The sequence below is a fragment of the Caulobacter sp. DWP3-1-3b2 genome, from assembly GCF_049896325.1.
Taxonomy (GTDB): Bacteria; Pseudomonadota; Alphaproteobacteria; order Caulobacterales; family Caulobacteraceae; genus Caulobacter.
The window spans coordinates 64,878-75,686 of the sequence record NZ_JAFCUB010000018.1; the positions used below are offsets into that span (position 1 = coordinate 64,878).

The 10,809-nt window shown below is 68.0% G+C and carries 11 protein-coding genes; 8 read left to right on the top strand and 3 right to left on the bottom strand.

Going from position 1 to position 10,809, the window contains the following annotated elements; genetic code table 11:
- Positions 1–9: 9 nt before the first annotated feature.
- Complete coding sequence (hrcA, locus tag ACP7AG_RS12970) at positions 10–1,083, bottom strand: heat-inducible transcriptional repressor HrcA (RefSeq protein ID WP_426009927.1); 1,074 nt, start codon at positions 1,081–1,083, stop codon at positions 10–12.
- Between the two features lie 111 nt (positions 1,084–1,194).
- Between hrcA and rph the strand changes: the two genes are divergently transcribed.
- Positions 1,195–1,923, top strand: coding sequence for a ribonuclease PH (gene rph / locus ACP7AG_RS12975; RefSeq protein ID WP_426009925.1), 729 nt, complete (start codon positions 1,195–1,197; stop codon positions 1,921–1,923).
- Positions 1,924–2,069: 146 nt separating this feature from the next.
- On the opposite strand, the gene ACP7AG_RS12980 is transcribed toward rph, so the two are convergent.
- Both ACP7AG_RS12980 and ACP7AG_RS12985 read right to left on the bottom strand, forming a co-directional pair.
- Positions 2,070–2,306 (bottom strand): helix-turn-helix domain-containing protein, encoded by a 237-nt coding sequence (locus ACP7AG_RS12980; RefSeq protein ID WP_426031256.1) that lies wholly within the window; start codon positions 2,304–2,306, stop codon positions 2,070–2,072.
- A 30-nt stretch (positions 2,307–2,336) separates the two neighbouring features.
- The gene (locus tag ACP7AG_RS12985) at positions 2,337–2,867 is read right to left on the bottom strand and encodes a DUF2975 domain-containing protein (RefSeq protein ID WP_426009921.1); all 531 of its coding nucleotides are present in this window, start codon (positions 2,865–2,867) and stop codon (positions 2,337–2,339) included.
- A 460-nt stretch (positions 2,868–3,327) separates the two neighbouring features.
- On the opposite strand from ACP7AG_RS12985, the gene rdgB reads away from it, so the two are divergent.
- The 7 genes from rdgB (at position 3,328) to ACP7AG_RS13020 (ending at position 10,479) form a co-directional block, all read left to right on the top strand.
- Positions 3,328–3,933 (top strand): RdgB/HAM1 family non-canonical purine NTP pyrophosphatase, encoded by a 606-nt coding sequence (gene rdgB, locus ACP7AG_RS12990; protein ID WP_426031258.1) that lies wholly within the window; start codon positions 3,328–3,330, stop codon positions 3,931–3,933.
- A gap of 132 nt (positions 3,934–4,065) precedes the next feature.
- Positions 4,066–5,214: a radical SAM family heme chaperone HemW gene (hemW, locus tag ACP7AG_RS12995; protein WP_426031260.1), complete on the top strand. Its 1,149-nt coding sequence runs from the start codon at positions 4,066–4,068 to the stop codon at positions 5,212–5,214.
- A gap of 55 nt (positions 5,215–5,269) precedes the next feature.
- A complete protein-coding gene (rsmI, locus tag ACP7AG_RS13000) occupies positions 5,270–6,142 on the top strand; it encodes a 16S rRNA (cytidine(1402)-2'-O)-methyltransferase (RefSeq protein ID WP_426031262.1) in 873 nt (290 codons plus the stop codon).
- Positions 6,139–6,546, top strand: a complete 408-nt coding sequence (locus ACP7AG_RS13005; RefSeq protein ID WP_426009916.1) for a YraN family protein — start codon at positions 6,139–6,141, stop codon at positions 6,544–6,546. Before rsmI ends, ACP7AG_RS13005 begins: the two co-directional genes overlap by 4 nt.
- Complete coding sequence (locus ACP7AG_RS13010; RefSeq protein WP_426031264.1) at positions 6,543–7,358, top strand: SirB1 family protein; 816 nt, start codon at positions 6,543–6,545, stop codon at positions 7,356–7,358. The genes ACP7AG_RS13005 and ACP7AG_RS13010 overlap by 4 nt, the downstream gene beginning before the upstream one ends.
- Positions 7,359–7,827: 469 nt before the next feature.
- A complete protein-coding gene (gene gshB, locus ACP7AG_RS13015; RefSeq protein ID WP_426009912.1) occupies positions 7,828–8,781 on the top strand; it encodes a glutathione synthase in 954 nt (317 codons plus the stop codon).
- 135 nt (positions 8,782–8,916) lie between these two features.
- Positions 8,917–10,479 carry a YifB family Mg chelatase-like AAA ATPase gene (locus tag ACP7AG_RS13020; protein ID WP_426009910.1) on the top strand — a complete coding sequence of 521 codons (1,563 nt, stop codon included), beginning with the start codon at positions 8,917–8,919 and terminating at the stop codon, positions 10,477–10,479.
- Positions 10,480–10,809: the final 330 nt, after the last annotated feature.

The window sequence follows — 10,809 nt, forward strand, 5'->3', positions numbered from 1 at the left end:
GTACAGTCCCTATCCGTCCATCATCCGGCCGAGCACGCGGGCGGTATAGTCCACCAGCGGGATCACCCGGGCATAGTTTAAGCGGGTGGGCCCGATCACGCCGATCGCGCCCAACACCTTCTGCCGGCCCGTCATATAGGGCGCCGCGATCAGGGAGGAGCCCGAAAGCGAAAAGAGTCGTGTTTCGGCCCCGATGAAAATGCGCACGCCCTCTGCGGTTCGCACGTCGTCGAGCAGTCCGATCAGTTGGCCCTTCTGCTCCAGGTCGTCGAACAGCCGGCGCACGCGCTCCAGATCCTCAAGGGCGCTGGCGTCGGCCAGCAGATTGGCCCGGCCGCGCACGATCAGGGCGCGGTCGGGGTCGTCGCCGCCGCTCCAGGCCGCCAGTCCGTCCTCGACCAAACGCGCGGCGGTGGCGTCCAGTTCAAGCCGCGCCTTGTCGAGCTCGGCGGCCATCTCGGCCTTGGTCTCGCCGAGGGTGCGGCCGCGCAGGCGGGCATTGAGGAAGTTGGAGGCCTCCTGCAGCGAGGCCGGCGTGACCCCGGCCGAGCGCTTCATCAGCCGGTTTTCCACCGTGCCGTCGTCAAACACCATGATCGCCAGGGCCTGGTCGGCGCCCAGGGCCACGAACTCCACATGCTTGACCCCGCCCTCGCGGGCCGGCGTCACGACGATGCCCGCTCCGCCGGCCAGGCCGGAGAGAATGGCGCTGGCCTCGCCCATGGCGTCCTCGAACGAGCGGCCGTGGGCGAACAGCCGCGTCTCGATGGTCCGCCGCTCCTCCTCGCCGATGTCGCCCACCTCAAGCAGGCCGTCGACGAACATCCGCAGGCCAGCATGGGTGGGAATGCGGCCGGCGCTGCTGTGCGGCGCGTCGAGCAGGCCCAACTGCGCCAGATCCTGCATCGTGTTGCGGATCGAGGCCGGCGACAGCGACACATCGCGTGACAGGGTGCGCGAGCCGACCGGCTCCCCGGTCTCCAGATAGGATTCCACCACCCGTCGGAAGATATCACGGGCCCGGCTGTCCAGGTCGGTGAGGCTGGGCGTCTGAGCGGAAAACCCGGAAAAAAGCTGTGTCATGAAGCCTTCGAACGCGCCCGATCGGGCTATCGCGGGTTCAACGGGGTTGGACGCGCCCGTCAAACTTAGGATAAGCCCCGCATCCTATCACGCAAAGCCCTGGAGTTTCCCATGCGTCCGTCCGAACGCGCCGCCGACCAAACGCGAGACGTCACGCTGGAGACCGGCGTCAACCGCTATGCCGAAGGATCGTGCCTGATCAGCTTTGGCCATACCAAGGTGCTGGTCACCGCCACGGTCGAGGAAAGCGTGCCCGGCTGGATGCGCAACAAGGGCGCCGGCTGGGTCACGGCCGAGTATGGCATGCTGCCCCGCGCCACCCACACCCGGGGTCGTCGCGAGGCCGCCGCGGGCAAGCAGAGTGGCCGCACCCAGGAAATCCAGCGCCTGATCGGACGGTCCCTGCGAGCGGTGGTCGATCTCAAGGCGTTGGGTGAACGACAGATCAGCCTGGACTGCGACGTCATCCAGGCCGACGGCGGCACCCGCACCGCCGCCATCACCGGCGCCTGGGTCGCCCTGCGCCTGGCGGTCAATTATCTGCTCGCCGAAGGCGTGCTGAAGACCGACCCGATCATCGGCCAGGTAGCGGCCGTCTCGTGCGGCGTGTTCGATAATGTCCCGGTGCTTGACCTCGACTATGAGGAAGACAGCCAGGCCGAGGCCGACAGCAATTTCGTGCTGACCGGCTCGGGCGACATCGTCGAGGTCCAGGCCACCGGCGAGAAACGCGGCTTCTCGCGCGGCGAATTCGACACCCTGTTCGCCCTGGCGGAAAAGGGCATCGGCGAGCTGTTCGTCATCCAGCGCGACGCGGTCGCGGCGGCGAAGCCTCGGTAGGGTTCTTTACCCTCTCCGCTTGCGGGAGAGGGTAAAGAACAGAAAAGCCGCGGCAGCCGAAAGGCCGGTCGCGGCTTTTGTCGTCTGAGGGACCCCTCATCCGTCAGCTTCGCTGACACCTTCTCCCGCAAGGGGAGAAGGGAATTTTAGTCCACATCCTCCAACCCGCCGTCGCCGGGGCCGGACTCGAAGCCCATCAGGTCGCCCGGCTGGCATTGCAGTTCGCGGCACAGGGCGTCCAGCGTCGAGAAGCGCACGGCGCGGGCCTTGCCGGTCTTCAGGATCGACAGGTTGGCGATGGTCACGCCCACCCGGTCGGAAAGCTCGGTCAGCGACATGCGCCGTTCCAGCAGGATGCGGTCCAGTTGAACGCGGATGGCCATGATTTTCTTATCTCCGCGTCACGATAGGCATCAGATGGTCAATTCGGCTTCGCGGCGAAGGCGGGCGCCTTCGCGGAATACTTCGGCCAGCACGAACACCACCAGGACCGGGAACCAGGCGCTGATGCTGAAGGTGCTGTCGATCTTGGCCTCCGGGGCCAACCAGCCGGCCAAGGCTGCGAAGATATAGTGGCCAATCTCCAGGCCAGCCAAAACCAGGCCCACCACTCGCAAGCGGCGGACATTGTCGGGATGGAAGGGATCGCCGGCGGTCAGGGTGGCGAAAATGCGCCGCAGGCGCTCGACGATCACCATCCAGCCCCCGGACATCAGGGCCCAGGCCGCCAGGCCGCCGGCGAACAGCGGGCCCTTGGCGATCAGCTCGTCGGCCGAGCCGCCCACGTGCAGCTTCTCGGTGATCAGCTCGGGATTGAAGCTCAGCAGCAGCACCGCCACGGTGAACACCGCTAGCAGGCTGACCCAGACCCACAGGCCCACATAGATCACGTCGAGAATGATCTTCAGGAAACTCGAAACCGAGCCTGGCCCCAAGGCGCGCATTCGTTCTCTCCCTTTACCTCTTCACAGGCGCCGACCATGCCCCAGTGTATCGAGACGGGTCAAAGTCGGGCCGGAAACTCAGGTCAAAACCAGGCTAGAACGTCTTGATCGCGAAGGTCACGGCGGCCAGCGGCAGGCCCGCGATCAGCGTCAGGGTCGCCAGGCGGGTGGCGACGGCGTCGGCGATGCGGATCAGTCTGGCGGCGGACATGGCGGCTTCAATCGGGGTTCTGGGCCGCGCCGAGGTGGCGGGTCTTCCATAGCTCGATACATAGGCGGCGTTTTACGACCCGCCAATGTCGCTTATCGATAAACGATATTAAACCTCTGTAATGATCGCGCTCATCGAACGAGATCATGCGAGGTGTGGCGCCGTGGCCACCATGGTCTGCCTGGTAGCGGAGCGGTATCGGGAAGGCGTAGAGACTGGCGGTAGGATTTGCCCGAAGGGAGACGCGTGATGACGCTGAAGCTGGACGCTGGACTTAAGCTCGTCGCGGCGACGCACAACCCCGGCAAGGCCAAGGAACTGCACGCGCTGCTCGAGGGCCGCTTCGAGGTGCTCACGGCCGGAGCCCTGGGCATTCCCGAGCCGGACGAGACCGAGACGACCTTCGTCGGCAACGCCCTGCTCAAGGCCCGCCATGCCGCCGACCATTCGGGCCAGATCGCCCTGGCCGACGATTCGGGTCTGTCGGTCGCGGCCCTGGACGGAGCGCCGGGAATCTATTCAGCGCGATGGGCCGGGCCGACCAAGGATTTCGGCCTGGCGATGGACAAGGTGGCGGAGCGGATCGAGGAGACGGGCTCCGAAGATCTCGCGGCCTGGTTCACCTGCGCGCTGGCCGTCGCCTGGCCAAACGGCGGCCCGGCGGTGGTGGTGCAGGGCGAGGTGCACGGCGTTCTGACCTTCCCGCCGCGCGGCGACAACGGCTTCGGCTACGATCCGATCTTCGTTCCCACGGGCCTCGACCAGACGTTCGGCGAGATGGAGCCGGCCGCCAAGGACGCCATGAGCCATCGGGCGATCGCGTTCGCGAAGCTGAAGGCGGCGCTGTTTGACTAGGGTTTCACCAAACCGCCAACCCATATCTGGCTTTCCGGCGAAGGCCGGGACCCAGATTCATCCTGAGCGTCTCGTGGGTTTCACCTGGGCCCCGGCCTTCGCCGGGGAGACGGTGTGGGGAAGGCTTGTGCGATGACGCAACCGCCTCCCCTCGGCGTCTATGTTCACTGGCCCTATTGCGCCCGCATCTGCCCCTATTGCGACTTCAACGTGGTGCGCGACCGGGGCCGGACTGGCGAGCAAGCGGCCTTGGTCGACGCCATCGTCGCCGACCTGATCGCCCAGCGCGCCCTGACCGGGCCTCGTCAGCTGCTGTCGATCTTCTTCGGCGGCGGCACGCCGTCGCTGATGGACCCCGCCCATGTCGCCCGGGTGATCGATACGGCCAAGGTGCTTTGGAGCCCGGCCGAGGACCTGGAGATCAGCCTCGAGGCCAATCCCACCGACGCCGAAGCGGATCGTTTCGACGCGTTGGCGGCGGCCGGCGTGGCGCGGCTGTCGCTGGGCGTCCAGGCGCTGGACGACGCGGCCCTGTCCCTGCTGGGCCGCAACCACGACGCCGGCTCGGCCCGCCGGGCGCTCGCCGTGGCGGCCAAGGCCTTTCCGCGCTTGTCGGCCGACCTGATCTACGCCCGGCCCGGCCAGACGGCGGCGGCCTGGACGGCGGAACTGAGCGAACTGCTGGCCCATGGCCCCGAGCACGTCTCGCCCTATCAGCTGACAATCGAGCAGGGCACCGCCTTCGACCGGGCCATCGGCCGCGGCCGGATGGTCGTGCCCGACCAAGACTTGGCCGCGTCGCTGTTCGAGACCACGCAAATCGTGCTCGAGGCCGCCGGCTTTGACGCCTACGAGGTTTCAAACCACGCCCAGGGCCCGGCCGCCCGCTCACGCCACAACCTGGTCTATTGGCAGGGCCACGACTATCTCGGCGCCGGCCCTGGCGCCCACGGCCGGCTGTCGCTGGACGGCGGAAAGCTGGCCACCACGGCCCATCGCAAGGTCGCCGACTACATCCGCGCCGTGGCGCAAACCGGAGTCGGCTTCGAGCGTGAAGTCCTGACCCCGCTCGAGGCCGCCGAGGAGCGCCTCGTGCTGGGCCTGCGCATAGACGACGGCGTGGCCTTCGCCGAGATCGCCGCGCTTGCCCTGTCGCCAGACACGCCGAAGGTGAAATCCCTGGTCGAGGACGGCCTGTTGGCCGACGATCCGATTCGCCTGCGCGCCACCCGGCCCGGACGTCTCGTTCTGGACCGGCTGACAGGAACGCTCGCGACCTGATATCCCTGCGAAACGCGCCGCGTTGTGGGCGTCCTTCGTCTCGGAAAGTTTGCCCTTGCGTCGCCAGCTTGCCCCGCCCGCCCTGTCCGACGCGCCGCTCGCCCCAGGCCTGTATCTGGTGGCCACGCCGATTGGCAATCTGCGGGACATCACCCTGCGGGCGCTGGACGTGCTCAACGCCTGCGACGTGTTGCTGGCCGAGGACACCCGCGTTTCAGGCAAGCTGCTGGCCGCCTATTCGATCTCCAAACGTCTGCAGCGTTATGACGAACATGTCGCTGACCGCGAGACGCCGAGGATCCTGGAGCGGTTGGAGGCGGGCGAGCGGGTGGCCCTGGTGTCAGACGCCGGGACCCCGATGGTCTCTGATCCCGGCTACCGCCTGGCCCAGGCGGCGATCGAGGCCGGCCACGCGGTGTTTCCGATTCCCGGCGCCTCGGCGGCCCTCGCCGCCCTGACCCTGGCTGGCCTACCCACCGACCGCTTCCTGTTCGCGGGTTTTCCGCCGCCCAAGAGCGCGGCGCGCAAGACCTTCTTCGCCGAGCTGGCCAATGTCCGCGCCACCTTGATCTTCTACGAAGGCGCCTCGAGGGTGGCCGACAGCCTGGCCGACATGGCCGCCGTGTTCGGACCCCGCCAGGGCGCCGTGGCGCGCGAACTGACCAAGCTCTACGAGACCTGCATCCGCGGCCCGCTCGACGTGCTGGCCGCCGACCCCCGCTTTACGGCCCCCAAGGGCGAGATCGTCATTCTGGTTGGTCCTGGCCAAGAGGCGCCGGTCCGCGAGGGCGACGCCGAGGCGGCCCTGCACGAGGCGATGGCCCGCCTGCCACTGGGCGAGGCCGCTTCCGAGGTGGCCAAGGCCCTGGGCCTGCCGCGCCGCGACCTCTACCGCCAGGCGCTGGCCCTGAAGGACGAAGCCTCGTGACGGCTGTCCGCCCCCTCCGCCCTGAAAGAAAGGCAAGGGGAGCCGCCGCTCGCCTGTCGGGCCGCCGCGCCGAGGTGGTGGCGGCGCTATGGTTGCTCGCCAAGGGCTACCGCATCCTCGGCTTCCGCCTGGCCACGCCCCTGGGCGAGATCGACCTGTTGGCGCAACGGGGAAGCGTCCTGGCCGTTGTTGAAGTCAAGCGCAGAACCAGCCTGGAGACAGCCTTGGAAGCGGTGACCCATGAGCAGCAGGCGCGGCTGCGGCGGGCCGGCGCCCACATCGCCGCCAGCCGCTCGGGTTTGCGCGACGCTACGGTGCGGCTCGATCTGATCGCCCTGGCCCCCGGCCGCCGGCCGCGTCACGTACCCGACGCCTGGCCCAACAGCTGGAACCCCGCATCGTGACCCGCGAGGAAGCCGAGGCCCTGCTGACCGACGCCGGCAATCGTCCGGACAAGGCTTTTCCGCTGCTGGAGGCAGCCCTGGCCTGCGCCGTGCATGATGATCCCGATCGCGACCCGGCGCCGGTGCTCGACCTGGCCCGCCATTCGGTCGATCGCCTGACCGAGCGTCTGAAGCTGGAATCCGCCGAGGAAGCCCTGGCCGAGACCATGGCCGGGGATTTGCGGCTGTCGGGCGACCTGATCACCTACGACCATTCCGACAACGCCGACATCATCGCCGTGGCGCAGCGGCGCAAGGGCCTGCCTGTGGCGTTGGGAGTGTTTTACCTGCATGCGGGCCGGTCGTGCGGCCTCGATTTGCACGGCGTCGATTTCCCAGGTCACTTCCTGCTGCGCATCGAGACCGAAGAAGGCCCGCTGGCCCTGGACCCGTTCAGCGAGGGCCGGGTAGTGCTGCCGTCGGAACTGTCGCGCCGGGCCTTGCGAACTGGCCTGATGCCCGACGTCGCCGCCAAGCTGGACGTGCTGATGAGCCCGATCTCCGACCGCGCCGTGTTGATCCGCCTACAGAACAATATCTTTGCCCGCGCCCAGCAATCGCGCGACTGGGCGCGGGCCGAGCGCTCGGCCCTGCGCCGGGCCCTGCTCGACCCCACCGACCACCATCCCTGGCTCGACGTCGCCGCCGCCCGCGAAGGGCAAGGGGCGCTGGCGGGAGCGTTGCAGGCCTTGTCGCGCGCCCAGGTCCTGGACGGCGGCGCGGCCATAGCCGCCCGGGCGGCGCGCGAGCGGATGCGGCTGCGGCTGAACTAACGCATTGTTCGACCGAAGTGGTTCCGGTTCGCGTGAAGAAAAATGCGTTAAAACAGAAGATTAGAGCTCACGGCCTGACGCAGTCAGGTCGGGAAATGCTCTAACGCCGCAGGGCCGCCAGGGTCTCGTCCCGCAGAGCCGCATCGTTCTTGGACGAAACGACCGGATGGGCGGCGGTCCCTGGCTGTCGGCCGGAATGGCGTGCAGATGCATGTCGATGATGGCTTGGGCTCGCACCTCGCTCCCGAGGACGAACGCGGCGGCGAGGCCGACGTACAAGGCGAGGCTGCGCACGGATCCATCTCCGCGGGTGAAGCTTGTTTTAATCCATCAGACATGGAGCGCGCTGTCGAGCCGGTTTGATCGCGACAAGGCGAACATTCCTCGCATTACCGTCTTGGTCATCCTAACTAAGGCGTTCGTCACGCGAGGCCTGCGCCGTCGCGTCCGCATCTGATCCGGAGCCCCCATGTCGCTGAGAGTCGCCGTCCAGATGGATCCCGTCCAGGGGATCAATATCGAGAACGACACCACCTTCCTGATGATGTGGGAAGCTCAGGCGCGGGGCCACGGGCTGTGGGTCTACACCCCCGACAAGCTGTCGATGGAAGACGGCCGGGTGTTCGCCCGCGCTCAGTCGCTGGTGTTGACCAAGACGCAGGGATCGCATGCCCAACTCGGTGATGTCGAAATCCTCGACATGAAGGACGATGTCGACGTGGTGCTGATGCGCCAGGATCCGCCGTTCGACATGGCCTATATCACCGCCACGCACTTCCTCGAAAAGGTCCACCCCCACACCCTGGTGGTCAACAACCCGGCCGAGGTGCGTAACGCACCCGAGAAGCTGTTCGTCACCGACTTTCCGGGCGTCCAGCCGCCGACCCTGATCACGTCGGACCACGAGGCGATCTACGACTTTCGCGCCCGCCATGGCGACATCGTGCTCAAGCCCCTCTACGGCGGCGGCGGCTCGGGCGTGGCGCGGTTGCTGGCCGACGATCCCAATCTCGACGCCCTGCTGGAACTGCACGCCATGATCAGCCGCGAGCAGGTCATCGCCCAGAAGTTCGTGCCGGCGGTCAGCAAGGGCGACAAGCGCATTCTGCTGGTCGATGGCGAGCCGGTGGGCGCGGTCAATCGCGTGCCGGCTGCGGGCCAGGTGCGGTCGAACCTGCGCGTGGGCGGCCGGGCCGAGGCGGTGGGGCTGACGCCGCGCGACCTGGAGCTCTGCGCGATCATCGCGCCGGAACTGAAGCGGCGCGGGCTGCTCTTTGTCGGCATCGACGTGATCGGCGAATTCCTGACCGAGATCAACGTCACGTCTCCCACCGGCGCCCAGCAGCTCAAGCGGTTCGGCGGCGCCGACGCGGCGGCGGTGCTCTGGGATCGTATCGAAGTGATCCGCTCCAGCGCCGACTGAAGAACGTCGTCTAGACGACTGAATCGTCACAACTTCTTCGCACTTTCCTGAAACGTTCGTTTTTTGTTCTTGCTCCGCTCTAGCAGCCATGTTTGGCTTGTGGATAAGATTGGGTGGGCGAGGGGCGAGAAACCAATGGCGGCCAAAGTCGTCACGGTGGCTTTCGAGGGCGTTGAGGCGCGCCGCGTCGATGTCGAGGTGCAGCTGACCGGCGGCCAGCAGATCATGGTCATTGTCGGCCTGGGCGACAAGGCGGTGGCCGAGAGCCGCGAGCGCGTGCGCGGCGCCTTCGCGGGGCTGGGCTTGGCCCTGCCGGGCAAGCGGATCGTCGTCAATCTGGCGCCCGCCGACATGCCCAAGGAAGGTTCGCATTACGACCTTCCCATCGCGCTCGCGGTGATGGCGGCCATGGGCGTGATCCCGATCGACGCGCTGGACGGCTGGGCGGCGATGGGTGAACTGTCCTTGGACGGACGGATCGCAGCGACGGCCGGCGCCCTGCCCGCCGCGATGGCGGCCGGGGCCATGGACCTTGGCCTGATCTGCCCGGAGGCTTGCGGACCAGAGGCCGCCTGGGCGGGTGGCACGCGGATCCTGGCGCCCCGCTCGCTGGTGGCGCTGATCAACCACTTCCGGGGCGGCCAGATCCTGTCAGCTCCCTTGCCAGGCCCGGTCGAGGAAGGGGCGGGCTTTCGCGACCTGCGCGACGTCAAGGGCCAGGAGCACGCCAAGCGGGCCCTGGAGATCGCGGCGGCCGGCGGTCACAACCTGCTGTTCTGCGGCCCGCCGGGCTCTGGCAAGTCCATGCTCGCCCAACGTCTGCCCGGCCTGTTGCCGCCCCTGACCTCGGTCGAGCTGCTGGAGACCTCGATGGTCCATTCGGTGGCCGGACTGATCGCCAAGGGCACGCTGACCCGGGCCCGGCCTTACCGCTCGCCGCACCACAGCGCCAGCATGGCGGCCCTGACCGGCGGCGGGCTGAAGGCCAAGCCCGGCGAGGTGTCGCTGGCCCATAATGGCGTGCTGTTCCTGGATGAGCTGCCGGAGTTCGGCACCCAGGCCCTGGACAGCCTGCGGGGGCCGCTGGAGACCGGCGAGGTGATGGTGGCCCGCGCCAACGCCCATGTCCGATATCCGGCCCGGGTGCAGCTGGTGGCGGCGATGAACCCCTGCCGCTGTGGCCATGGCGGGGCGGGCCGGGGCGCCTGCGGCAAGGCCCCGCGCTGCATTCGCGACTACCAGGGCCGGGTCAGCGGGCCGCTTATGGACCGTATCGACCTGGCCGTCGACATGCCGGCTGTCACCGCCGCCGACCTGGCCCTGCCGCCCCCCAGCGAGGGCACGGCGGAGGTTGCCGCCCGCGTCGCCCAGGCCCGCCGCCTGCAGCTGGAACGGGCCGAGGCGATGGCCCTGACGGGAGAGGCCGCGCCGGTCGGGGCCGAGGCCCTCAACGGCCGTGCCGAGGGTCGCTTCTTGGACAAGATCGCCGACCTCGACGAGACCGGCCGCGCCCTGCTCACCCGCGCCGCCGAGGCGCGACAGATCAGCGCCCGAGGCTGGACCCGGGTCCTTCGCCTGGCCCGAACGATCGCCGACCTGGAAGGCGCGCCCAGCGTCCGCCGTGTCCACATCGCCGAGGCGCTGGCCCACAGGCGGGCCAGCGCCATGGGCGGGATGAGCGGCGAGGGGGCGTTTTGAGCGTGAGCGCTCGGACCCGTTGCTGGCGTCTCTTGCGACAGGTGCGTCGCCGGTTTCGCACGGACGCCCTGCCGGCACGCCGTCTGACGGTTTACCCCCTCACCCTCCCACCGCTGCGCGGCGGGCCCCTCCCTCTCCCAGCGGGAGAGGGTTCAAGAAAGGGGGATCGGCGCTGCTGCATCCCCATATATTCCCACTAGAAACTATAGTAATATCAACGCTCTATGAAATAATCAGCGTCACAAACCCTGGCGCGTCCAAAACCACCCCCATAATGGTCCTCACCTGAGAGCACGGGGAGGGCGCACGTACGGCGACCGAGGCGGCTTT